Source organism: Polaromonas sp. P1_G2 (assembly GCF_056405515.1).
The window spans coordinates 1-23,637 of sequence record NZ_JBFUBY010000069.1 but is presented as its reverse complement, the minus strand read 5'-3'; the positions used below and the strand labels follow the sequence as shown (position 1 = coordinate 23,637).

The following is a 23,637-nucleotide window of genomic DNA, read 5'->3' as shown; positions in this document are numbered from 1 at the left end:
GCCATATCTCCTGGTGGTGATGAATAAAAAGAAAAAGAAAAATCAGACGGAAAGAAACTGCTTGATGCGCGCCGTGTCGGTGCCGGCGCGGGTGCTTTCGTGTACCAGCTGGCCGCCCTCAATGACGAAGAGCCGGTCGGCCACGTCCATCGCGAAGCTCAGCACCTGCTCGGACACCACAATCGTGATTTCGCGCATCTTGCGGATCTCGTTGAGCGCGCGCGCGATGTCCTTGATGATGGAAGGCTGTATGCCCTCGGTCGGCTCGTCCAGCAGCAGCACCTTGGGGTTGGTCACCAGCGCGCGGGCAATCGCCAGCTGCTGCTGCTGGCCGCCCGAGAGGTTTCCACCCTTGCGGCCGCGCATGTCGAAGAGCACCGGGAACAGTGCGTAGATCTCGTCCGGGATCTGCTTGTGTTTGGCGTTCTCCAGGCCAGTCAGGATGTTCTCCTGCACCGTCAACGTCGGGAAAATCATGCGGCCCTGCGGTACGTAGGCCACGCCCTTGGCGACGCGCTGGTAGCTCTCGTCCTTGGAGATGTCCAGCCCGTCGACTTCAATCGTTCCGGACTTGAGCGGCAGGATGCCGATCAGCGACTTGAACAGCGTGGTCTTGCCCATGCCGTTGCGGCCCATGATGGCCACGGTTTCGTTTTTCTTGGCAGAGAAGCTGATGCCGTGCAGCGCCTCGCTCTGGCCGTAGCTGACGTGGAGGTTGTTGACGTTGAGCATGGTGGTTCCTTGGTGCTTGCGGCTTAATGGCCCAGGTACACGTCGATCACGCGCGGATCGGCCTGCACTTTTTCCATCGATCCCTCGGCCAGGATCTTTCCCTGGTGCATGACGGTCACCTTGTCGGCGATGCGCTTGACGAACTCCATGTCGTGCTCGATGACGATCATGGCGCGGCCCTTGCAGATGCGTTTGAGCAGCTCGGCCGTCAGTTCGCGCTCGCGCACGCTCATGCCGGCAATCGGTTCGTCCAGCATCAGGAGCTCCGGGTCCTGCATCAGCAGCATGCCGATCTCCAGCCACTGCTTTTGCCCATGCGAGAGCAGGCCGGCTTCGGTGTCCACCTGGCCGTCCAGGCCGATCTCGGCCGCCACGGCCTGCACGCGGGCCTTGACTTCTTCGCTGCGCTTGAAGAACAGCGCGCCGAACACACCGCGCCCGCGCGGGAAGGACACTTCCAGGTTCTGGAACACGCTGAGGTTTTCGTAGATGGACGGCGTCTGGAACTTGCGGCCTATGCCGGAGCGCACGATCTGGTATTCGGGCAGCTTGGTCATCTCAGCGTTCTTGAACTTGATGCGGCCGTGGCTGGCCCGCGTCTTGCCGCAGATCAGGTCCAGCAGCGTGGTCTTGCCGGCACCGTTGGGGCCTATGATCACGCGCAGCTCGTTCTGGTCGACGTAGAGGTTCAGGCTGTCGATGGCCTTGAAGCCGTCGAAGGACACTGTCAGGTCTTCGACCGACAGCACAAAGTCGTTTGGGGTCATGGCGGGCGCGATCATGGTGGCTTCCTTGGTTTTCAGGTCCGTTGGCCGCTCAGGCCGGCAGGCAGCGTGGGCGTTTCAGGGGCTGCGGCTTGTGGAGACGCCATGGGCGGGGCGGCAGGCGGCGCGACCTTCTCGCGCCGCGCAAACCATTTGGCCAGCCAGGGCTTGACCCGCTGCGTGTAGACGCCGGCCAGGCCATCGGGGAAGGCCAGCACCACGCCCAGGAACATGCCGGCCATCAGGAACAGCCAGAGATCGGGAAAGCTCTCGGAAAAATAGGTCTTGCCGAAGTTCACCAGCAGCGCGCCGTAGACCGCGCCCACCAGCGACATGCGCCCGCCGACGGCGGCGAAGATCACCATCTCAATCGAGGGAACGATGCCGACCAGCGAGGGCGACATAAAGCCGACCTGCAGGGTGAACATCGCACCGCCCACGGCCGACAGCATGGCCGCGAAGCRGAAGGCAAAGACCCGGAACATTGCCACGTCGTAGCCGGAAAAGCGCACGCGGTCTTCCTTGTCGCGCATGGCCAGCAGCAGCGTGCCCAGCTTGCTCTTCTGTATCCAGGTGCACAGCACGATGGCGCCCAGCAGCAAGCCGGCTGTGAGGAAGTAGAGGATGTACTTGGCGCTGTCGGTGCGCGTGTCCCAGCCCAGGATGGTCTTCAGGTCGGTCATGCCGTTGACGCCGCCGGTGTAACCCTGCTGGCCGATGATGAGCACCGTGAGGATCAGCGCCACGGCCTGCGTGATGATGGCGAAGTAGACGCCGCCCACACGCCGCTTGAACATGGCGTAGCCGATGATGAAGGCCAGCAGCGTGGGCACGACCAGGATCAGCAGCAAGGTCAGCGGAAAGGATTGAAAAGGCTTCCACCAGATCGGCAGCGCGGTAAGCTGGTTCCAGTCCATGAAGTCGGGGATGCCGGGCGTGGACTGGATCTTGGTGGTGACGGGGTCGCTGGCTTCAAGCTTCAAAAACATCGCCATGCCGTAGCCGCCCAGGCCGAAGAACACGCCCTGGCCCAGGCTCAGCACGCCGCCGTAGCCCCACAACATCACCAGGCCCAGCGCGACGAAGGCATAACTGAGGTATTTGCCCACAAGGTTGAGGCGGAACAGATCCAGCGCGAGAGGAAAGGCCACCAGCAGCACCAGGGCCAGCAGGGCGACGTTGCCCAGGCCGTTGCGCACTATCCATTGCTTGAGGCTGTTCATGAAAAACTCCGGTTGTCTAGATGGGAATAAGGTGAAAGCTCAACGCCGTACCTTGGAGGCGAACAGCCCCTGCGGGCGCAGCATCAGGATGGTCACGATGGTCATCAGGGTCAGCACCTTGGCCATGGAGCCGGTCATGAAGAACTCGGCGATGGACTGGGTCTGCGCGATGCCGAAGGCCGAGACCACGGTGCCCAGCAGGCTGGCCGCGCCGCCGAAGGTGACGACCAGGAAGGCGTCGACGATATAGAGCGAGCCGCTGGTCGGGCCGGTGGAGCCGATGGTGGTGAAGGCCGCGCCGGCCACGCCGGCGATGCCGCAGCCGATGGCAAAGGTCAGGCGGTCGGTCTTTTTGGTGTTGATGCCGGTGGCGTTGGCCATCACGCGGTTGGCGACGGTGGCGCGCACGCGCAGGCCCCAGCGCGACTTGTGCAGCGCGACCAGCACGCCGCAGGTCACCACCAGCGTGAGCGCCATCACGAACAGGCCGTTGATCGGGATGTCCAGGCCGGGCGCCGGCGCCCAGGAGCCCATGAGCCAGTCGGGCAGGGTGGGGCTGACTTCCTTGGCGCCGAAGGTGGTGCGGAAGATCTGCTGCATGCCCAGCGACAGGCCCCAGGTGGCCAGCAGCGTGTCCAGCGGGCGCTTGTAAAGGTGGCGTATGAAGGCCCATTCAGCCAGCCAGCCGGCGGCGAAGGCGAAGATGAAGGCTGCCGCGATGGCAAACGGAAAGTAGGCTTGCACAAAGCCGGGCGCGTAGGCCTCCGACAGGTGCGAAAACAGGTAGATGGTGTAAGCGCCTATGGTCATGAACTCGCCGTGCGCCATGTTGATGACGCCCATCTGGCCGAAGATGATGGCCAGGCCCAGGCCCATGAGCAGCAGCACGGAAAACAGGCTGAGCCCGGCAAAGCCTTGCATCAGGCCGATGTTGAGCATTTCGGAAAGATTCATGGTGGGGCTCCGGTGCGGCGGGTGGGTCAACGTCAAAAAGGCAATGCGTCTGCGCGGAAGAAAAGAAGAAGCCCCTGCCGGCTCACCCCGTCGCATGGCGGAGTGAACCGGTAGGAGCCAGCGCCGCCGCTTACTGGTAACCCTTGGGGAAGGGATTCGGTTCGATCAGGGCCGGAGATTCGGCCACCACCTTGAACTGGCCGTCCGCCTGCGCCTGGCCTATGCGGGCCTTGCTCCACAGGTGATGGTTCTCATGCAGCTTCACGTAGCCTTCGGGCGCGGTCTTGAGCTCGATGCCGGTGGAAGCCGCGGCGATCTTGTCCACGTCGAAACTGCCGGCTTTCTCGACCGTGGCTTTCCACAGCCAGGGGCCGAGGTAGCCGGCCTGCGTCACGTCGCCGATCACCGCATCCTTGCCGTACTTGGCCTTGAAGGCGGTCACAAAGGCCTTGTTGTTGGGGTTGTCCAGCGACTGGAAGTACTTCATGGAGGCGTAGTAGCCGTTCATGTTTTCGCCGCCTATGCCCAGCACCTCGTCTTCCGTGACCGAGATGGTCAGCAGGAACTGCTTGGCGGCGGTGACGCCTGCCGCTTTCAGCTGCTTGTAGAAGGCCACGTTGGAGCCGCCCACCACCGCGATGAAGATGCAGTCGGGTTTGGCGACCTTGATCTTGTTGATCAGCGAGTTGAAGTTGGTGTGGCCCAGCGGGTAGTACTCTTCGCCGACGACCTTGCTGCCGGTGAGGTGGGTTTCGATGTGCTTGCGGCCAATCTTCATCGAGGTGCGCGGCCAGATGTAGTCGGAGCCGACCAGGAAGAAGGTCTTGGCTTTCTTTTCTTTCGAAGCCCAGTCCAGGCCGTAGAGGATCTGTTGCGTGGCTTCCTGGCCGGTGTAGATCACGTTCTTGCTCTGCTCCAGGCCTTCGTAAAAGGTCGGGTAGTAGAGCATGCCGTTTTCTTTTTCGAAGATGGGCAGCACGGCCTTGCGCGAGGCCGAGGTCCAGCAGCCGAACACGGCGGCGACCTTGTCGTTGACCAGCAGCTTTTTGGACTTTTCGGCGAAGGTCGGCCAGTCGGAGGCGCCGTCTTCCTTGATGACCTTGATCTTGCGGCCCAGCACGCCGCCCATGGCGTTGATCTGGTCGATGGCGAGCTGCTCAGCCTGGATGGAACCTGTTTCGGAAATCGCCATGGTGCCGGTGGCCGAGTGCAACTGGCCCACGGTCACTTCGGTGTCGGTGACGGCCAGCTTGGTGGTGTTGACCTTGGCCGTGGGGAATTGCTGGGCTTGCGCCCAGCCGGGCAGGCCGGCCAGCGGCAGGGCCGCGGCGACGCCCTGCATGAGGCGGCGGCGGTTGATGAAGGAAGATGGGTCGCGATCGTCGTTGGACATGCTGGGCTCCTGCGGTTGATGAAACGGTGAACGGTTGAAGAGGTGAAGGCTTGCGTTGAAGTCAGGTGAATCATGTTCACAAGGGCTGCGCATCCCTATACGTCAATCAACRTAGCCACCCTTTTTGGTGCAACGGGCACACTTCTTGCGGAACGCTTTGGGTGCGTTGCCGCAGCCCTACGGCCGTTTGACGGAGACCGCCTTGACCATCGCCACCCAGAAAATTTTTCGTATTCGACGCGAGTACAACGCCTGGGTGGCCGACGAATCCATTGAGGACTACGCGCTGCGCTACACGCCGCGCGGCTTTCGCAAGTGGTCGGAGTGGCGTGTCGGCAACACGGCCTTCGGCGCCATGTCCTTCCTGGCGCTGGAGGCGATAGGCGGCGCCATCGCGCTCAACTACGGCTTCACCAACGCGCTGTGGGCCATCCTGGTAGTGGGGCTGATCACCTTCTTCACCGGCCTGCCCATCAGCTATTACGCGGCGCGCTATGGCGTCGACATGGACCTGCTGACGCGCGGCGCCGGCTTCGGCTACCTGGGCTCGACCATCACCTCGCTGATCTACGCGAGCTTCACCTTCATCTTCTTCGCGCTGGAGGCGGCCATCATGGCGCTGGCGCTGCAGATGTACCTCGATATTCCCATCGCCTGGTGTTACGTGATCAGTGCGGTGGTCATCGTGCCCATGGTGGTTCGCGGCATCACGCTGATCTCGCGCCTGCAGATGTGGACGCAGCCGCTGTGGGGCGTGCTGTTGTTATTGCCCTACCTGGCGGTGCTCTGGAAGAATCCGCAGGCGTTTTCCGACTTCACGGGCCTCACCGGCCGCACCTCGGGCAGCAGCGAGTTCGACCCGCTCATGTTTGGTGCGGCGGCCACCGTGGCGTTCTCGCTTGTGGTGCAGATCGGCGAGCAGGTCGACTTTCTGCGCTTCCTGCCTGAAAAGACGCATGCGAATCGCCGGCGCTGGTGGGCGGCGGTGCTGATGGCCGGGCCGGGCTGGATAGTCCTGGGCATGCTGAAGATGCTGGGCGGCGCCTTCCTGGCCTTTCTGGTGCTGCAGCACGAGTTGCCGGCCGCCAAGGCGGTGGAGCCCACGCAGATGTACCTGGCCGGCTTCGCCTACGTCTTCAGCGACCCGGCCTGGATACTGGCCGCAACCGTGGTTTTTGTGGTGGTGTCGCAGCTCAAGATCAACCTGACCAATGCCTACGCCGGCTCGCTGGCCTGGTCCAACTTCTTCGCGCGCCTCACGCACAGCCACCCGGGGCGTGTGGTGTGGCTGGTGTTCAACGTCGCCATCGCGCTGCTCTTGATGACGCTTGATGTTTTTTCGGCGCTCGAAAAAGTGCTGGGGCTTTACAGCAACGTGGCGATTGCCTGGGTGGGCGCCCTGGTGGCCGACCTCGTCATCAACAAGCCGCTGGGCCTGAGCCCGCCGGGCATCGAGTTCAAGCGCGCGCATCTGTACGACATCAACCCGGTGGGCCTGGGCTCCATGCTGCTGGCGACGGTGGTGTCGGTGTTCGCCTATACCGGCGCCATGGGCCCCAAGGCCGAGGCCTTTTCGCCTTTTATCGCGCTGGGCCTGGCGCTGGTGCTGTCGCCGTTGCTGGCCTGGCTGACCAAGGGGCGCTATTACGTCGCGCGCAAGCCGCAGGCCATGGGTGTGCCCGGCCAGAGGGTGCGCTGCCACGTTTRCGAGAACGCCTTCGAGGCCGAAGACATGGCCAGCTGCCCGGCCTACGGCGCGCCCATCTGCTCGCTGTGCTGCACGCTGGAGTCGCGCTGCCACGACCGCTGCAAGACGCGCTCACGCGCCGCCGAGCAGGCTGAGGAATTTTTGAGCAAGCTGCTGCCCAGCGCGCTGTCGAGCCGCGTCAACTTCCGCGTCGGCCACTACATGGTGGTGATGCTCTCGCTGTGCGCGCTGCTGGCCACGGTGATGGGCATGGTCTACATGCAGGAGACCACCTTCCCGGCTTCGGGTGATCTCTCGAGCCTGCTGCGCTCGGCCTTCGTGAAAGTGTTCGCCATGCTGCTGCTGATCGTCGCGGTCTGCAGCTGGTGGGTGGTGCTGGGCAGCGAAAGCCGGCGCATGGCGCAGGACGAGTCGAATCGGCAGAACCAGCTGCTGTCGCGCGAGATCGAGGCGCACCAGCGCACCGACGCGGCGTTGCAAACCGCCAAGGAAGTGGCCGAGTCGGCCAACCAGGCCAAGACGCGCTACGTGGCCGGCATGACACACGAGCTGCGCACGCCGCTTAACAGCATCCTGGGCTATTCACAAATCCTGCTGAAAAGCGAGGCGCTGGCCAGCACGCCGCGCGAAGCCGTGCAGACCATACAGCGCAGCGGCGAGCACCTGCTGCAACTCGTCGACGGCCTGCTCGACCTGGCGCGCATCGAGGCCGGCCGGCTGCGGCTGGAGCCGATTCCGGTGCCGCTGCCCGACTTCCTCGAAGGCCTGGTCAGCATGGTGCGGCCACAGGCCGAGGCCAAGGGCGTGGATTTTTTCTACACCCACAGCGGCCGCATGCCGGCCTGGGTGCAGGCCGACGCCAAGCGGCTGCGCCAGATCATCATCAACCTGCTGAGCAATGCGGTGATGTTCACCGACACGGGCAGCGTGAAGCTGCATGTGGACTGCCGGCGCGAGGTGATCCGCTTCGACGTGGTGGACACCGGCATAGGCATCGCGCCGCAGGACCAGCAACGCATCTTCCTGCCCTTTGAGCGCGGCGCCGCGGGCCGCCGCCGCGGCGAGCCGGGCACCGGCCTGGGCCTGACCATCACCGGCCTGCTGACCGCGCTGATGGGCGGCGACCTGAGCCTGCGGAGCGAGCCCGACAAGGGCAGCACCTTCAGCGTGCGGCTGTACCTGCGCGAGATCGACGACCCCGGCCCGATGGCCGACCCGCCGCACCAGATCGCCGGCTTCTTCGGCAAGCGCAGGACGCTGCTGGTGGTCGACGACCAGCCGGTGCAGCGCCAGATGCTGGCCGGCATGCTCACGCCGCTGGGCTTTGACGTGAAAGAGGCGGCCAGCGGCCTGGAATGCATAGACAGCCTCAAGGACGCGGTGCCCGACGCGATCCTGCTGGACATCACCATGGACGACCTGGACGGTTGGGAAACCGCGCTGCAGATACGCCACCGGGGCTACGACAGCGTGCCCATCATCGTGGTGTCGGCCAATGTGTTCGAGAACCAGGCTTCGCGCCTGAAGGCCTCGGGCTGCCAGGCCTTTGTCGGCAAGCCGGTGCTCGAATCCGAGCTGATGGACGCCTTGCAGCGCCACCKGGGGCTGGAATGGGTGACCTCGGTGGTCTCGCCGGCGCCGCTGGCGGCCGGCGTGGCGGGCTCGTCCGGGGAAGCTTCGCTGGGCCTGCCCGAGGAGGCTCGCGCCGGGTTGATACGCCTGGTGAAGCTGGGCCACGTGCACGGCCTGCACCGCCTGCTGGACCGCGTCACGGCCGAAGACCCCTCGCTGGCCGCCAGCTGCGCGCGGCTGCGCGGCTTTGTGAGCCGATGCGAACTCGAATTGTTGCTCGATCATTTGACGGAGGGTGTCGATGCTTGAGGCCACTGAAGAACAACAGCGTCCCGTGGTGCTGGTGGTCGACGACGCCCCCAGCAGCCTGGGCATGCTGTGCGACACGCTGGAGGGCGAGGGTTACACCGTGCTGGTGGCGCGCGATGGAGATTCGGCCCTGCAGCGTCTGGAACTGGTGGCGCCTGACGCCATCCTGCTGGACGCCGTCATGCCCGGCCTCTCGGGCTTTGACACCTGCCGGCAGATCAAGGCCAACCCCGTGATGGCGCACATCCCGGTGATCTTCATGACAGGCCTGTCGGAGACGCCGCACGTGCTGGAAGGTTTTGCCTGCGGCGGTGTCGACTACGTCGTCAAGCCGCTGCGCGCGCAGGAGGTGGTGGCGCGCCTGCACACCCACACGCGCAATGCGCGCATGACACGGCTGGCGCGCGAGGCCGTGGACGTGGCCGGCTTCGGCGTGGTGCTGGTCGATGCGCGCGGGCGCATTGCCTGGCGCTCGCCGCAGGCGGCCCTGTGGCTGCGGGCTGCGGAAGGCGGAGCGCAGCCGGGGCGCCTGCCGGATGCGGTCTATCCGGCGCTGGAGGGCGACAGCGGCGAGGTGCTGCTGGCCCTGGCCGGTGTGCAGCTGTCGGTGCGCAACATGGGCCGGGTCGGCATAGGCGAGACCATGCTGCTGCTGGAGCAGCGCGGCGCGAACGCCGCCTCGCCTTCGCGCCTGGCCAATGCCGCGCTGACGCCGCGTGAAACCGAGGTTCTCTCCTGGCTGGCCAAGGGCAAGACGAATCGCGACATCGGCGACATCCTGGGCATGAGCCACCGGACGGTCAACAAGCACCTGGAGCATATTTTTGAAAAGCTCGGCGTCGAGACCCGGGCGGCCGCCGCGGCGCTGGCGACCGGACACGTGTTTTGAGCGTTTTCATTGGTGGGCGGGGGCTGGCTGCTCCTGAATCCATAGCGTGAGGGATTCCCAATCTGGGTAGACGCCCGGCTTGCCTACAATCAGGGAACAGTGAGGAGTTTCCCCGAATGAGCATCAAGAGCGACAAATGGATACGCCGCATGGCGGAAACCACCGGCATGATCGAGCCCTTCGAGCCCGGCCAGATACGCGCCGCGGCCGGCGGCCAGAAGATCATCAGCTACGGCACCAGCAGCTACGGCTACGACATCCGCTGCGCGCCCGAGTTCAAGGTCTTCACCAATATCCACAGCACCGTGGTCGACCCGAAGAACTTCGACGAGAAAAGTTTTGTCGACTTCCACGGCGACAGCTGCATCATCCCGCCCAACAGCTTCGCGCTGGCGCGCACCGTCGAATACTTCCGCATCCCGCGCAATGTGCTGACCATCTGCCTGGGCAAAAGCACCTACGCGCGCTGCGGCATCATCGTCAACGTCACGCCGTTTGAGCCCGAATGGGAAGGCTACGTGACACTGGAGTTCTCGAACACCACGCCGCTGCCCGCCAAGATCTACGCGGGCGAAGGCTGCGCGCAGGTGCTGTTTTTCGAGAGCGACAAGGACGACGTCTGCGAAGTCTCGTACAAGGACCGCGGCGGGAAATACCAGGGGCAGGTTGGGGTGACGCTGCCGAAGGCCTGACGGCTCTCCCGGGGGGAGGGCTCAGGGCTTGGCGACCTGGGGGCGGCTGGCAAAGCCGCTCATGTATTTGAGGGCATCGCCTATGGTGTCGCGCCAGACCGCCCATTCATGGTCGCCGTCGACGGCGCGGTATTCCACCAGCTTGGGCTGGTACTCAAACAATTTCTGGAACAGGCCGGCCGAGTGATAGGCGATGGAAAAAGTGTCGTGGTCGCCGCTGTTGATATACATCGGCACCACGACTTTTTTGCTTTTGTAGGCTTCCCAACTGGCGGTGTAGTTCAGGCGGTCCCACGAGGCCTGGTCAAACTTGCCGTTAAGCTGGAACGGCGCGACCTGCATGGCCGAAGAATGGGCCGGTGGTGTCGGTGAATAGATTGCCGGACTCAATGCCGCGGCGGAAACAAACAGCTCAGGGTATTTGAAAACGGCATTCACCGTGCCGAAACCGCCGGCGGACAGGCCGGCGATCATGCGGCCTTCGCGCGCGTTGATGGTCCTGAAGTTGCTGTCGATGTGGGTTCAGGGCCTTTGAGCTGAAGGACCTGGCGGTGACCTCGCCGGCAAGCGCCAGCGGCGCGGTGGCCGCGAGCAGTGCCAGCAACAGCCAGCCCAGCAGTTTTCGAATTGACTGGAATCCCATGTTCGTCCCCATCTCGGTCTCCTTGTGGTGTGAGGGCGAGTATCCGGTAAATCCCGGAGCCCGGCCAGCGCCGCGGGGAGGCTTGCTACTTCACCAGCAACACCGGCGTCTCGCTCTCCGCGACCACGCGCTGGGCCACGCTGCCGATCAGCGCCCGGCTCAGCAGTCCCTGGCCGTGCGTGCCCATGACGATCAGGTGCGCTTTCTCGCGCTTGGCGGCGCGCAGGATTTCAGCGGTGGGCGAGCCGACCACTGCGACGGTTTTGAATGCCATCTTGTGGCGCTTGAGGAAGCGTTCTATGGGCGCCAGCACCTTTTGGGATTCTTCGGCATGGTAGGCCGTGACGTTGGCCGAGCCCAGCATGCTCTTGACGCGGCCCGGGACCGGCGCCTGCACGTTGATCACCACCACTTCGCCTTCGGCGCCGGCGAGGTCTTCATGGTTGACCAGGAAGGCCAGGGCTTTTTTGGTGTACTTGCTGCCGTCGGCAGCGAACAGAATCTTCATGGTTTTATCTCCGGGTTTGGACGGGCCAGCGTRACACCGGCGCCGCCATATTGCTGTAGGTGAGCGCCTGCTTGCCCGGCCCGCTCAGGCCAGCGCCGTGCGCGCGGCGGCCAGGTCCCAACCCGCCCAGCCGCAGCTTTTAAACAGCACCGGCCCGTCGGGTTTTTTCATGTCCTGGCGTATCACCTCGCCCAGGCTGGCGAAGCGGGCCACGTCCAGGCCGGCCTGTAGCAGGTCGCCGGCTTCATGCTCGGCGTCGGGGGTATCGACCAGCACGCTGCCCTGCGCCGCGACGTACTGGCACAGCGCGGCGCTGAGTTCCACCATGGCCGGCGTGTAGGCGCCGACGGCGCTGATGAAACCGTCGTCGCGCGGAAGGGCGCTGAGCACCACGCCGCCGGCGGGTGTGCAGGTAGCGGCCAGCGGGCAGTCGGCCAGCGCGGCATCGGCGTCGGGCACGACGCGGCCGTTCAGGCCCAGCGACTGCGCATGCTGCGCCAGGGCCTGGGCGCTGGCGTGGCTGCGCGAGCTGATGCGGAAATCGCGCACGCCCAGGCCTTGGGCAAAAGCTTCGAGGTGGGCCACGCCCTGCACGCCGGCGCCGACAATCAGCATGGGCCCGCGCGTGTTGGGCGCCAGCCGCTGGGCGGCCAGCAGCGAGACGGCGGCGGTGCGCCTGGCGGTGACGGTGGGGCCGTCCAGCATCAGCCGGCGCCGGCCGCTGGCCACGTCGAACACCACCACGTCGCCCTGGATGGCGGGCAGGCCAGTGCCGGCATTGGCGGGGGTCAGGGTGATGAGCTTGGCGATCGCGGTGCGGGCATCCAGCGCCGGCATCACGAAGAGGCTGCCGCCGCCGGGCAGGGCCTGAACCACCCGCTGCGGAACCTGCACCGACTCGTCCTTGAGCAGGCGTATGAGTTCGGTGACCAGCAGCGGGTAGGGCAGCCGCGCGGCGGTCTGTCCGGCGTCCAGCGAGGTGGGATACGGGTGGAGCGTCATGCCTGCGATGGTAAGCGGGATGGCCCGGGAAGTGGTGGGTGGCCCGGCGCCTCGGCCGAATGTCACGAAAGGTTTTTATCCTACAGCGCGACGGGCAAGGCGCCGAATGGACTATTGCAATGCCGGCCTAGCATGGTGTAACCCAAGGGAGGTCGCCATGTTCTCTGAACATCTGATGAAATTCGATGAAATGCCTTACAAGACGCTGCTGATGGTGGCGGCGGGCCTGGTGATCCTGTGCCAGCTGGCCGCCATGGCCTTTGTGGCCGATTCGCAGGTCGCCAAGGCCAAGCTGCGTGACGAGCAGCGGCAGGCGGAACTCGCGGCGATCGCGCATTGCATGGAAACCAGCGCGGGCGCCGCGCGCCACAACTGCATCCAGCAGGCTCGCGTCGTCGCCGGCGCTTCGACGCCGCCCGCCGCCGACAGCGTGCCCAGGGAAGCGGCTTTTGCCGAGGCCTCCAGTTCCGCGGGCAGCGTGATGCCGGCCCGCCCGGTGCGTTCGCCGCGGGGCTTTATGGCCGCGTCCTTCGCCGTCCGTTAGGGTTGCCTGTTGTCAGGCCCGCGTAGGGCCGCCGCGGTTAGCATTCACTCACGATGCAACCGTCACGCCCTCTTTCACGGCTTTACCAGCCGCGCAACCCGCTGTTCTGGCTGATGCTCACGCTCAACAGCCTGTCGCCGCTGCTGGCCTGGGTGGTGCACAACCGTCCGCTGAACGCCTGGGCCACGCTGCTGCTCACCGGCTTCGCCGTGGGCAATGCCATCCTCGGCACTTTTTTGCTGTGGCGGCTGCTGCGCGACGAACCTGCCGCGCCCGCGCGGGACGGCAAAACCGGCCCGGACGCTAGCTGACGGTTCCGGCGCCTTTGGCGATGTCATGCGTCGTTGACAAGGCCGTTGCCACGGCCAGCCGCAGCCCGCGCACCGTCTCCTCGAGCGGCAGGCTGGGCGCGCCCTGTTCGGGCAGATAAGGTACATGGATGAAGCCGCCGCGCGTGCGCTTGAAGCCGCGCCTGGTGGCCAGCGCATGCATGAGCGCATAAAACACGTGGTTGCAGACAAAGGTGCCGGCGGTTTGCGACACCTCGGCCGCCACACCCGACGCTTGCAGCGCCTGCAGCATGGCCTTGATGGGCAGGCTGCTGAAATAGGCCGCCGGCCCGCCCGCCACCACTGGCGTGTCGACGGGTTGCGCGCCGAGGTTGTCGGGAATGCGGGCGTCGTTGACGTTGATGGCGATGCGCTCCAGCGAAATCGCGCCGCGCCCGCCGGCCTGGCCGATGCAGATCACCAGCGCCGGCTTGTGCAGCCGAAGCAGCCGTGTGAGTTCATCCATGGAGGCCTGGAACACGGTGGGCAGTTGCGCCGCCACCACGAGGTGTCCGCCTATGCGCTTGCCGCCCAGCGCCTTCACCGCCATCCAGCTGGGATTCAGGGGCAAGCTGCTGTGCCCGGTATCGCCAAAGGGATCGAAGCCGGTCAGCAGGACGCGGGGAAGTGGCGAGGCGGAAGAGGCGGAGGAGGTGGGGGCTGCGGGCATGCGCCATTGTGAAGGCGGCGGCGTTTTGGCTACCATGCCCCCATGAATATCCCCGCACCCGATCCGGACCTTTCCGCGCTGGTCGCCGACCTGACCCGCGCTCGCCTCGAAGCCCAGCCGCTGCCCTGGCCCGCCGCCGTGCCGGCCGATGTGCCGCTGGCCTATGCCACCGCGCTGGCCGTGCGTGCCGCGCGAAGTGGGCAGGGCGACAGCCCGGTGGGCTACAAGGTCGGCTTTACCAACCGGACCATCTGGCCGCGTTATGAGGTCTACGGCCCTATCTGGGGCACGGTGTGGCACAGCAGCCTGGCGCGTGTCGATGCCGCTGGGCCTAACGAAGGCGTGCTGTCGCTCAAGGGCCTGTGCGAGCCGCGCATAGAACCCGAGGTGGTGTTCGGCCTGCGCGAGGCGACGCCGCCCGATTGTTCGGCCGAGCAACTGGTGGCGGCCATTGACTGGGTGGCGCACGGTTATGAAATCGTGCACACGCATTTCCCGGGCTGGAAGTTCAGCGCCGCGCAGGCCGTGGCCGACGGCGGGCTGCATGGCCGGCTGCTGGTGGGCCATCCTGTGAAGCTGGCCGCCGGCACGGCGCCCGAAGCGCTGATGGCATCGCTCACGGGCCTGAAGCTCAAGCTTTACGGCGACGGCGTGCTCAAGGACCAGGGCGTGGGCGCCAATGTGCTGGACGGCCCGGTGCAGGCGCTGCTGCATTTTGTGCGTGAGCTGCGCGCCACGCCGGGCGCACCGGCTTTGCAGGCAGGCGACATCATCACCACCGGTACGCTGACCGATGCCTGGCCGGTGCGGGCAGGGCAGACCTGGCACACCGAGATCGAGGCGTCCGGGTCCGTAGCCGGCGCGCTCAAGGGGCTGGTGGTCCGGTTCGAGTAGCCGGGGCTTTATTTTTTGATCACGGCGCCGGTTTCGCTGTCGAACTTCACGACGCGCACCTGGCCGTTCTGGCCGGGAAAGTCGTCGAACACCGCGCGCACCAGGTAGGGAACCACCAGCGGCAGGTCGCCGCTGCCGCCTTCGTAGACGGCGCGCGATTCAAACACTGTGCGCGGCGGCTTGCCGGGCGGCGTGCCCTTGGTGTCGAGCAGCCGCAGGCGCAGGCTGTTGGTGTACACCGTCATGCTGACCGGCCGGTCGCCCACGTAGCGCGGCCCGAAGGGGTCGGGCACCCAGCCGCCGCCATAGAGGCGGCCCGCGGCGTCGCGGTAGGGCGGCAGGAACACCATGTTGTCCTGGTAGATCGGCTGCATCCAGGTTTTTTCCTCGCTGCGGCTGCTGGCCGCCACGTCGACCTGGAGCCGCCCGACCTGGCCTTCAGCGGCGCGTTTGAGGCCGCGTTTTTCGAGTTCGGCCTGCACATAATTTTCGTAGGTGGCTTGCTCCAGCTGCCGCGTGATGTCCACCGGCGTGATGTAGCTGAAGGTGCTGCCCGCCGCGTCGGCGGGCCACTGGTTGAAGCTGGTCACGCGGGTGGTGATGGGGCTGGCGCAGGCCGTGAGCAGCATCGCCAGCAGCAGCGCCAGGGCCAGGCGCGGCGAGCGGAACAACACGGACAACACGGACAACACGGACAACACGGACAACACGGCGCCGGCGCTGCGCCGCGGGCCTGGGCCTGCGGGCGAGAGGTGGGTCAAAGCGTTCATGGGGGATGGATACACCAGGGTTCAATTTTGTTCCGCCGCGGAACGCCGCTCAAGTAAAGTCGGCGCATGCGCTGACACGCGCCCGGGGCCTGGGATGGGGCCGCGGCGGGCGGGCTCAGGCAAGTATTGCACGGCATAAGGGGGACAGCATGAAATGGGAAGGCAATCGCGAATCCGACAACGTCGAAGACAGGCGTGATGACGGCGGCGGCGGGGGCGGCGGTTTTGGCTTCGGCGGCCGCAGCATAGGCATAGGCACCATCGTGGTGGCGCTGGTCGGCGGCTGGATTTTCGGCATCAACCCGCTGACCATCCTGGGGCTGCTCAGCGGCGGCGCGCCGCCGGCCCAGGTGCAGCAGCAGGGCCCGGCCCACAAGCCGCCGGCCGACGACCGCATGGCCAAATTTGTCTCCACCGTGCTGGCCGACACCGAAGACGTCTGGACCGACGTCTTCGCCAAGGGCGGCGGCACTTACCAGAAACCACGGCTGGTGCTGTTCCGCGGCGCCACGCAGACGGCCTGCGGCCAGGGCCAGGCCGCCATGGGGCCGTTTTACTGCCCGGGCGACCAGAAGGTCTACATCGACCTCGGCTTTTACGAAACCCTGCGCAGCCGCCTGGGCGCGCCCGGCGATTTCGCCCAGGCCTATGTGATCGCGCACGAGGTCGGCCACCACGTGCAGAACCTGCTGGGCATCAGCGCCAAGATGGACCAGATGCGCGGCCGCGTCAGCAAGGCCGAGTACAACGCCCTGAGCGTGCGGCTGGAGCTTCAGGCCGACTGCTTTGCCGGCGTCTGGGCGCACAACGCGCAGAACGCCCGCCAGATCCTGGAGCAGGGCGACGTCGAGGAGGCCATGAACGCGGCCGCCAAAATCGGCGACGACGCCCTGCAGCGCGCCGGCGGCGGCGCGGTGGTGCCCGAAAGCTTCACCCACGGCACCAGCGCCCAGCGCCAGCGCTGGTTCGACACCGGCTTAAAGACCGGCAGCGTCAAGGCCTGCGACACCTTCAGCGCCCGGAGTTTGTAGACTGAATGGCATTAGTCCTTTATTGGCGGGGCTTGTGAGCTATCAAATTCATAGCGAACTGCCGCCGGAACCGGCCTGGGCGGCCGCCCCGGAATAGCCCTGGCGCCCTCAAGGGCCGGCAAAACCGGCCAATTCGCCCAAAGTGCGACAATAGAGGGCTGAGGAAGCTCTGCACAAAGCCTTGCCCCGCGGTCCAGACCGCACGGGACCCGGGCGGTCTGCGGCGTTACCTTTCCCGCCAATGGCTGTGCTGTTGGCTGCAATACGCGCCTTGGCAATCCCATCCCCGACCGCGCGCTACTACCGCAACAGTTACCCGCTAGTGTTAGGCAGAGCTTTCTTATGACATCCTCTTTTTCCAATCTTTCGCTGGCCGAACCGCTGGCCCGCGCCGTCGCCGAAATGGGCTACGAGACCATGACGCCCATCCAGGAACAGGCCATCCCGGTCGTCCTGCAGGGCAAAGACGTCATGGGCGCCGCGCAGACCGGCACCGGCAAGACGGCAGCCTTCGCCTTGCCGCTGCTGCAGCGCATGATGAAGCACGAAAACGCCTCGACCTCGCCCGCGCGCCACCCGGTGCGCGCGCTGGTGCTGCTGCCCACGCGCGAACTTGCCGTGCAGGTGGCCCAGCAGGTCGAGCTGTACGCCAAATACACCAACCTGCGCAGTACCGTGGTGTTCGGCGGCATGGACATGAAGCCGCAGACGGCCGAGCTCAAAAAAGGCGTGGAAGTGCTGGTGGCCACCCCCGGCCGCCTGCTGGACCACATCGAAGCCAAGAACGCGGTGCTCAACCAGGTCGAGTACGTGGTGCTTGACGAGGCCGACCGCATGCTGGACATCGGCTTCCTGCCGGACCTGCAGCGCATCCTGAGCTACCTGCCCAAGCAGCGCATCACCTTGCTGTTCTCAGCCACCTTCTCGCCTGAAATCAAGCGCCTGGCTTCCAGCTACCTGCAGGACCCGGTGACCATCGAAGTGGCGCGTTCCAATGCCACGGCCTCCACGGTCGAGCAGCATTTCTACAGCGTGGGCGCCGACGACAAGCGCCGCGCGCTGCACCAGATCCTCAAAGAACGCGGCATGAAGCAGGCCTTCGTGTTCGTCAACAGCAAACTGGGCTGCGCGCGCCTGGCCCGCTCACTGGAGCGTGAGGGCCTCAAAACCACCGCGCTGCACGGCGACAAGAGCCAGGATGAGCGCCTGAAGGCGCTGGAAGCCTTCAAGAAGGGCGAAGTCGACCTGCTGGTCTGTACCGACGTGGCCGCGCGCGGCCTCGACATCAAGGACGTGCCGGCGGTGTTCAACTTCGACGTGCCCTTCAATGCGGAAGACTATGTGCACCGCATCGGCCGCACCGGCCGTGCCGGCGCTTCCGGCCTGGCCGTGAGCTTTGTCGCCGCCAGCGACCAGCGCCTGGTCGCCGACATCGAGAAACTGATCAAGACCAAGATCGAGCTCGAGCCCATCGAGTTCGAGGAAGACCGCCCGCGCATCAGCGAGCAGGGCCGCATCAACGACGGCCGCCGCATGTACCGCGAAGCTGAAGACGGCGGCAGCCCGCGCGAGGCACGCCAGCCGCGCGAGCGCCGTGAATACACGCCGCACCGCCAGCCGGCCGCGCAGCGCGACCCCTTCTTCGACCAGCCCTACGAATCCACAGCCGCGCCCGAAGCCCAGCCCGCCTGGGAAGCCGCTTCCAAGGCCGCTCCCGCGCGCAGCAGCGTGTCGGCCAACATCAAGCCCAAGAAAAAGGTCGCGGCGCTGTTCAAGAACCAGTCCACGGTCTAAACCGCCGGTTAAAAAACCACCGTCGGTTCACGCCTACGGCTGGTAGCGGGGCTGTCCGGTGCGGGGCGCGCACCCCGGCTTCTACGCTGTCTCCATGATGGCGAAATCCAATCCGAACCTGACGCCGCCACCCCAGCCTCCACGTTCAGCGGCTTTCGGGCTTCCCGCGCCTTTCCACCCCTTCCTGAGACTCTTTCGCTCCTTGAGGCGCGCCGTCGACCACTGGATTGACGCTGGCGGCATGCGCATGAGCGCGGCCATGTCTTTCTACGGCATCCTGAGTCTGGCGCCGCTGCTGGTCCTGCTGGTCGCCGTGCTGGGCTGGTGGCTGGACCGCGCCTACCTCGAAACCAGCCTCGTCGACCAGATCCGCAGCGTCATCGGCGCGCAGGGCGCCCAGGTGGTGCAGCAGGCGCTGTCCAGCGCGCAGGCGCCGTCGGAGGGCATCACGGCCTCGCTGCTGGCGTTTGCGCTGCTGCTGTTCGGCGCCACCGGCGTCTTCGCGGAACTGCAGGACGCGTTTGAGCGGTTGTGGCGGCAAGGCAGCGGTGAAATGCCGCAGCAGAAGTGGTGGCACGGTGCTTCGGTGCGCCTGCGCGGGGTGGCCTACATCCTGGCCTTCGGTTTCCTGTTGCTGGTGTCGCTGGCGATCTCGACCTTCCTGGGCCTTCTCTCGGGCTGGGCCGGCAGCTACCTGCCCATCGAAAAAGTCGCCTGGGTCCTCAATGAGGTCGTGTCGTTCGGTTTTTGTGTGCTGCTCTTCGTGGCGCTCATGAGAATCAGCGTGGKCCCCAAGCCTTCTTTACGCTATCTGGTGATGGGTGCCGCCGCGGGGGCCATCCTGTTTGCGGTCGGCAAGCACCTGATGGCTTTTTACCTCTCCACCGCGGCCGTGGTGTCGGCGTATGGCGCGGCGGGCTCGCTGGTGGTGATCCTGATGTGGATCTACTTTTCGTCGGCCGTGCTGCTGCTGTCCGCCAGCGTGGCGCGCGCCTGGGCCGACGAAGCGCGTGAGCCGCAGCAGGTTTCAGCCTGACTTGCCGGCCTTGTCTTTCTTGCCGGGTTTTTGCGCCTGCTCGCAGGGCACGGCGATCAGTTCAAAGCTGCCGGCCTGCGCCCCCAGTTTGGCCGCCGTGAGGCAGCCGCCCCAGACGCAGCCGGTGTCCAGCGGCAGGGTGTTTTGATGCAAGCGCGGCGTGCCGCCTTCCTTGGCCAGCGTGGACCAGTGGCCGAAGGCCAGCGGCGTGCCGGCGGTCTGGCGCCCCGGCACGTCAAACCACGGCAGGTAGCCGGCAGGCGCGTCGTCTGCGCCTTCGGTGCTGCCGAACTCCATCACCCCTTCGGGCGTGCAAAAGCGCAGGCGCGTGAGCGCGTTGACCACCACACGCAGCCGGTCGGCGCCCTGCAGGCCGTCGTGCCAGTGGTCCGGCGTATTGCCGTACATGGCGCTGAAGAACTCCTTGAGATTGCTGCTTCGCAGTACCTGTTCGACTTCGGACGCCAGCGCCATGGTTTGCGCCACCGTCCACTGCGGCAGCACACCCGCATGCACCATCAGCCAGCCGTGGCGGTGCAAGGCCATGGCGCGGTGGCGCAGCCAGTCCAGCAGCGTCTCGCTGTCTTCGGCCTGCAGGATGTCCTGCACGGTGTCCTTGCGGCCCGGGGGGCGCGCGCCCTGCCACAGGGCCAGCAGGTGCAGGTCGTGGTTGCCCAGCAGGCACTGCGCCGCATCGCCCAGGGCCGACAGGCGGCGCAGCACCTTGAGCGAGTCGGGGCCGCGGTTGACCAGGTCGCCGAGGACGTAGAGGGTGTCGCGGCTGGGCGAGAAATCCATCTTGTCCAGCAGCCGCCCCAGGGGTGCGTCGCAACCCTGAAGGTCGCCGATACAGTACATTGACATGTGTTTATTTTGCGCTAGGAGTCTGGGCGGCAGAAGCCGTCGAAGCGAAACGCGCGAAAAACGAGGACAGCGCGGTGATACCGACAAGCCCATAGCCCGACTATGGGCGCAGGCGGTAGCGCCGCGATGGACCGTTTTCTCGCGCGTTGCAGCCGACGGATTCCTGCCGCCCAGACTCCTAATCTATGGACTTTTTGCTGATTGCTTTTTTGACGCTGCTCAACGGCGTGTTTGCCATGTCGGAAATGGCCCTCGCCTCCAGCCGCAAGGCCAGGCTCACGGCCATGGGGGAGTCCGGCGACAAGGGCGCGCAGTCCGCGCTGGGCCTGCTGGACAACCCCACGCAGTTTCTCTCATCGGTGCAGGTGGGCATCACCTCCATCGGCATGCTCAACGGCATCATTGGCGAGGCGGCCTTCAGCAGTGGCCTGGCCACCTGGATCCAGACCTTCGGCGTGCGGCCGCGCGTCTCCGAGATCACCGCCACCGCGCTGGTGGTGACCATCATCACCTTCATCACCATCGTCTTCGGCGAGCTGGTGCCCAAGCGCATAGGCCAGCTGTACCCCGAAACCGTCGCGCGCCTGGTGTCGCGGCCCATGATGTGGGTGGCCACCGGCTTCAAGCCCTTTGTGCGGCTGCTGTCCATCAGCACGCAGGCGGTGCTCAAGCTGCTGCGCATCGACAACACGGCCGGCCGGGCCGTGACCGAGGAGGAAATCGCCGCCAGCCTGGAAGAGGGCGTGGACGCCGGCCTGATTGAAGAGCACGAGCACCAGATGGTGCAGAACGTATTCCTGCTCGACGACCGGCTGCTCACCTCGCTGATGCTGCCGCGCTCCGATATCGAATGGCTGGACGCCTCCGACACCGTGGCCCAGGCCATAGCCAAGGCCGGCGCCACCGGGCATTCCTGGTACCCGGTGTGCCGCGGCGGCCTCGACGACGTGGTGGGCGTGGTCAACGTGGCCAAACTGCTCGCGCTGCGCGGCCAGATCCAGCCTGTCGCGCCAGGCCCGGGCCAGAGCCCGGGCGCCGTGCCGTCGGTGGCGGACCGCATAGGCGCTTATGCGGTGCCGGCGGTGTTCGTGCCGGAAACGCTGACCGGCATGGAGTTGCTCGAACAGTTTCGCGCGCGCTCCACCCGCATCGTGTTTGTGGTCGATGAATACGGCGTGGTGCAGGGCCTGATGACGCCCATGGACATGCTGGAGGCCATCACCGGCGAGTTGCAGCCCGGCGCCCAGGTCGACGCCTGGGCCACCGAACGCGAGGACGGCAGCTGGCTGATCGACGGCGTCATGCCCGTCGCCGAACTCAAGGCCAGGCTGGACATCAAGGAACTGCCCGAAGAAGGTAAGGGCCGCTACAACACGGTGGCCGGCCTGCTGCAAAGCGTCTCGGGCCGGTTGCTCAAAACCGCGGAAGCCGTCGAGTGCGCGGGCTGGCGTTTTGAGGTGCTGGACCTGGACGGCAAGCGCATCGACAAGGTGCTGGCCAGCCCGGCGCCTGCATCTGTCGAGTCGTAATGACTCGTTCTTTATCCTGTGGCGATTTCGAGACTTTTACGGGCCGTTATGTGAATTAAGTCGTGTTTTAAGGCCTTCGATTTACAGATGAGACGCCGCAACAACACCGTTATACGTAAATGGTTGTAACTTGAAGGTCCTGTGTTTTAAACTGAAAAAAAGTTTAAGGCACCCATGTTTGATGTTTTTGTGTTGGCGCTGACGGCCACGGCCGTGTCGGGGRTGGCGACGGGAGCGGCCTGCCACCATGGCTGGCTGGCGCGCGCCGCGCGCAAGAAGCGCCGCATTCCCGCGCAATGGCACCTGCAGGTACGGCCGCTGCTGCTCGAGGCCGAGCAGGAAGTCTGGCACTGGCTGCAGCGCGCGTTTTTCGACCACCACGTGGTGGTCAAGGTCCCCGTCATCCGTTTTGTCTCGCCGCGCAACGAAGCCGAAGGCCAGCGCTCCTACGAACTGCTCAAGAACGTGTACTGCAGCTTCACGGTCTGCGCCGCCGACGGCACCGTCATCGGCTGCCTCGACGTGCCCGGCCCGCAGGGCCTGAGGGCCAGCAACCGCGACCTCAAGCGCAAACTGTTCGCCGAATGCGGCATCGCCTACGCCGTGGTGCGCGCCAGCAACCTGCCGACGCTGGAGGACGTGCGTGCCGCCTTCCTCGGTGAAATCGACCTGTCGGACGATGAGCCGTCCTTCCCGGCCGTGCTCGGCGAGCCGCCCATGGCCTTGCCGGGGGACGCGGAAGCCGACGCCCTGGCCACCGTGCCCGACACCATGCGCGCGGCCGACGGCGGCGCCCTGGTCGCCGATGCGCAGCAGGCGCACCAGGCGGAACATGTCGACATGACCGCCATGGCCGCGGCCCGCAGCAGCCTGCGGGCCAAGCTGGAGCGCAACCGCAAGATCCGCTTCACCAACTTCGACCCGCTCAGCACCGGCTCCGGCATCGTGCACGACGAGGCCGACAACCAGTTCGCGGTCCCCTGGGAAGACTCCTTCATCACGCCCGACGATCAGCCGCAAGACGGCGCCCAGTCTTAGGCGCCTGCCGCGGGTCAGGGGTAGTAGAGCTGCTCCAGCCGTGCCGCTTCCAGGTAGATCGACGGCAGGCTGATGTTGCGGGCGCGCAGCGCGGCGGCACGCACGGCCACGCTGTAGCGTACGTCCTGGCTGGCCGGCGGCGCCTGGCTGGCGGGTTTTGCTTTTAGCCAGCTTAGTGCGTCTGCCGCGGCGGTTTCTCCCATGGATTTGGCCGACGGCGCCACGCTGAGCCCGCCGCCTTGCTGCACGTAGCCGATGTCGGTGCCTAGCGGCAGCGGCGCCGCGTGGGCTTCCATCCAGCGTATGAGTTCGGCTTCCGGCACGGCGCCGGCCGCGCCGGGCCCGGCCGGCAGCTTGCCGTGGGACAGCATCAGCACCACGTCGGCCTTGCCCTCCATGCCCTTGACGGCCGCCTGCCAGGCGGCGAAGTCGGCCGGCGTGTGGACGCTCGCCACGCTGTGCGGCGCCCAGTCGAAGGCTTCAAGCTGCTTGACCCGCCCCTTGCCCGTGGGGCTCGCGTCGCTCAGCACCGCCAGCCGCACGGGCTGGCCTTTCCTGACGTATTGCAGCAGGTCGCGGATGGCCGCCAGCGGCAGGCTTTCGGCCACGCCGGTGACGTTGGCTGCGCCCGCGTAGCCGTATTCCGCGGGCTCATGGTCTATGGCGGCAAACACCACCTTGGGGCGGGCCTTGCCGGCAAAGCGGCGCATCACGTATTCCTGGGCCTCGTCGTCCACGGCGATCACAAC

General features: G+C 65.8%; 23 protein-coding genes. 11 read left to right on the top strand and 12 right to left on the bottom strand.

The annotated features are described in order from the left end of the window. Positions 1 to 42 precede the first annotated feature (42 nt). The 5 genes from urtE to urtA all read right to left on the bottom strand — a co-directional run bounded on the left by urtE (position 43) and on the right by urtA (position 5,066). Positions 43 to 732: an urea ABC transporter ATP-binding subunit UrtE gene (gene urtE, locus AC1D0P_RS09635; RefSeq protein WP_436157998.1), complete on the bottom strand. Its 690-nt coding sequence runs from the start codon at positions 730 to 732 to the stop codon at positions 43 to 45. Between the two features lie 23 nt (positions 733 to 755). Then, positions 756 to 1,499, bottom strand: coding sequence for an urea ABC transporter ATP-binding protein UrtD (gene urtD, locus AC1D0P_RS09630; protein WP_457280956.1), 744 nt, complete (start codon positions 1,497 to 1,499; stop codon positions 756 to 758). Between the two features lie 32 nt (positions 1,500 to 1,531). Further along, positions 1,532 to 2,719, bottom strand: a complete 1,188-nt coding sequence (gene urtC, locus AC1D0P_RS09625; RefSeq protein ID WP_477676528.1) for an urea ABC transporter permease subunit UrtC — start codon at positions 2,717 to 2,719, stop codon at positions 1,532 to 1,534. A gap of 39 nt (positions 2,720 to 2,758) precedes the next feature. Next, positions 2,759 to 3,673: an urea ABC transporter permease subunit UrtB gene (urtB, locus tag AC1D0P_RS09620; RefSeq protein ID WP_477676527.1), complete on the bottom strand. Its 915-nt coding sequence runs from the start codon at positions 3,671 to 3,673 to the stop codon at positions 2,759 to 2,761. Positions 3,674 to 3,803: 130 nt separating this feature from the next. Then, positions 3,804 to 5,066, bottom strand: a complete 1,263-nt coding sequence (gene urtA / locus AC1D0P_RS09615) for an urea ABC transporter substrate-binding protein (RefSeq protein ID WP_477676526.1) — start codon at positions 5,064 to 5,066, stop codon at positions 3,804 to 3,806. A gap of 202 nt (positions 5,067 to 5,268) precedes the next feature. Between urtA and AC1D0P_RS09610 the strand changes: the two genes are divergently transcribed. The 3 genes from AC1D0P_RS09610 (at position 5,269) to dcd (ending at position 10,236) form a co-directional block, all read left to right on the top strand. Beyond that, on the top strand, positions 5,269 to 8,655 hold the full coding sequence (locus tag AC1D0P_RS09610) for a hybrid sensor histidine kinase/response regulator (RefSeq protein WP_477676525.1): 3,387 nt from the start codon (positions 5,269 to 5,271) through the stop codon (positions 8,653 to 8,655). Then, positions 8,648 to 9,544: a response regulator gene (locus tag AC1D0P_RS09605; protein WP_477676524.1), complete on the top strand. Its 897-nt coding sequence runs from the start codon at positions 8,648 to 8,650 to the stop codon at positions 9,542 to 9,544. The genes AC1D0P_RS09610 and AC1D0P_RS09605 overlap by 8 nt, the downstream gene beginning before the upstream one ends. 116 nt (positions 9,545 to 9,660) lie before the next feature. Further along, positions 9,661 to 10,236 (top strand): dCTP deaminase, encoded by a 576-nt coding sequence (dcd, locus tag AC1D0P_RS09600; protein WP_436158004.1) that lies wholly within the window; start codon positions 9,661 to 9,663, stop codon positions 10,234 to 10,236. Between the two features lie 21 nt (positions 10,237 to 10,257). Here the strand turns inward: dcd and AC1D0P_RS09595 are convergent, their stop codons facing one another. The 3 genes from AC1D0P_RS09595 to AC1D0P_RS09585 all read right to left on the bottom strand — a co-directional run bounded on the left by AC1D0P_RS09595 (position 10,258) and on the right by AC1D0P_RS09585 (position 12,389). After that, the gene (locus AC1D0P_RS09595; RefSeq protein ID WP_477676536.1) at positions 10,258 to 10,752 is read right to left on the bottom strand and encodes an alpha/beta hydrolase-fold protein; all 495 of its coding nucleotides are present in this window, start codon (positions 10,750 to 10,752) and stop codon (positions 10,258 to 10,260) included. Positions 10,753 to 10,964: 212 nt separating this feature from the next. Then, on the bottom strand, positions 10,965 to 11,387 hold the full coding sequence (locus tag AC1D0P_RS09590) for a universal stress protein (protein WP_477676523.1): 423 nt from the start codon (positions 11,385 to 11,387) through the stop codon (positions 10,965 to 10,967). Positions 11,388 to 11,471: 84 nt separating this feature from the next. Beyond that, positions 11,472 to 12,389 carry a delta(1)-pyrroline-2-carboxylate reductase family protein gene (locus AC1D0P_RS09585; RefSeq protein WP_477676522.1) on the bottom strand — a complete coding sequence of 306 codons (918 nt, stop codon included), beginning with the start codon at positions 12,387 to 12,389 and terminating at the stop codon, positions 11,472 to 11,474. A gap of 157 nt (positions 12,390 to 12,546) precedes the next feature. Here AC1D0P_RS09585 and AC1D0P_RS09580 point away from each other — a divergent pair, with 157 nt between their 5' ends. Continuing rightward, complete coding sequence (locus AC1D0P_RS09580; RefSeq protein WP_477676521.1) at positions 12,547 to 12,933, top strand: hypothetical protein; 387 nt, start codon at positions 12,547 to 12,549, stop codon at positions 12,931 to 12,933. 53 nt (positions 12,934 to 12,986) lie between these two features. After that, on the top strand, positions 12,987 to 13,244 hold the full coding sequence (locus AC1D0P_RS09575; protein ID WP_477676520.1) for a hypothetical protein: 258 nt from the start codon (positions 12,987 to 12,989) through the stop codon (positions 13,242 to 13,244). Here the strand turns inward: AC1D0P_RS09575 and pcp are convergent. Beyond that, positions 13,237 to 13,932: a pyroglutamyl-peptidase I gene (pcp, locus tag AC1D0P_RS09570; protein WP_477676519.1), complete on the bottom strand. Its 696-nt coding sequence runs from the start codon at positions 13,930 to 13,932 to the stop codon at positions 13,237 to 13,239. The two genes, AC1D0P_RS09575 and pcp, sit on opposite strands and share 8 nt — an antisense overlap. A 42-nt stretch (positions 13,933 to 13,974) precedes the next feature. Between pcp and AC1D0P_RS09565 the strand changes: the two genes are divergently transcribed. Then, the gene (locus tag AC1D0P_RS09565) at positions 13,975 to 14,826 is read left to right on the top strand and encodes a 2-keto-4-pentenoate hydratase (RefSeq protein WP_477676518.1); all 852 of its coding nucleotides are present in this window, start codon (positions 13,975 to 13,977) and stop codon (positions 14,824 to 14,826) included. Positions 14,827 to 14,834: 8 nt separating this feature from the next. Here AC1D0P_RS09565 and AC1D0P_RS09560 read toward each other — a convergent pair whose 3' ends face one another. Beyond that, the gene (locus AC1D0P_RS09560; RefSeq protein WP_477676517.1) at positions 14,835 to 15,596 is read right to left on the bottom strand and encodes a DUF4136 domain-containing protein; all 762 of its coding nucleotides are present in this window, start codon (positions 15,594 to 15,596) and stop codon (positions 14,835 to 14,837) included. 149 nt (positions 15,597 to 15,745) lie between these two features. Between AC1D0P_RS09560 and ypfJ the strand changes: the two genes are divergently transcribed. From ypfJ to AC1D0P_RS09545, 3 genes are all read left to right on the top strand, one after another. Then, entirely contained in the window at positions 15,746 to 16,627 is an 882-nt protein-coding gene (gene ypfJ, locus AC1D0P_RS09555; protein WP_477676516.1) for a KPN_02809 family neutral zinc metallopeptidase, read from the top strand. 342 nt (positions 16,628 to 16,969) lie between these two features. Beyond that, entirely contained in the window at positions 16,970 to 18,421 is a 1,452-nt protein-coding gene (locus AC1D0P_RS09550; RefSeq protein ID WP_477653386.1) for a DEAD/DEAH box helicase, read from the top strand. Positions 18,422 to 18,518: 97 nt separating this feature from the next. Next, entirely contained in the window at positions 18,519 to 19,457 is a 939-nt protein-coding gene (locus AC1D0P_RS09545) for a YihY/virulence factor BrkB family protein (RefSeq protein WP_477676535.1), read from the top strand. Here AC1D0P_RS09545 and AC1D0P_RS09540 read toward each other — a convergent pair. Continuing rightward, entirely contained in the window at positions 19,449 to 20,321 is an 873-nt protein-coding gene (locus tag AC1D0P_RS09540; protein ID WP_477676515.1) for a symmetrical bis(5'-nucleosyl)-tetraphosphatase, read from the bottom strand. The genes AC1D0P_RS09545 and AC1D0P_RS09540 overlap by 9 nt on opposite strands. Positions 20,322 to 20,506: 185 nt before the next feature. On the opposite strand from AC1D0P_RS09540, the gene AC1D0P_RS09535 reads away from it, so the two are divergent. Beyond that, complete coding sequence (locus AC1D0P_RS09535; protein ID WP_477676514.1) at positions 20,507 to 21,850, top strand: hemolysin family protein; 1,344 nt, start codon at positions 20,507 to 20,509, stop codon at positions 21,848 to 21,850. A gap of 174 nt (positions 21,851 to 22,024) precedes the next feature. Beyond that, positions 22,025 to 22,888, top strand: coding sequence for a DUF2726 domain-containing protein (locus AC1D0P_RS09530; RefSeq protein ID WP_477676513.1), 864 nt, complete (start codon positions 22,025 to 22,027; stop codon positions 22,886 to 22,888). Positions 22,889 to 22,902: 14 nt separating this feature from the next. On the opposite strand, the gene AC1D0P_RS09525 is transcribed toward AC1D0P_RS09530, so the two are convergent. Then, positions 22,903 to 23,637: hypothetical protein (locus AC1D0P_RS09525; RefSeq protein WP_477676512.1), on the bottom strand; the 735-nt coding region annotated here is incomplete at its 5' end.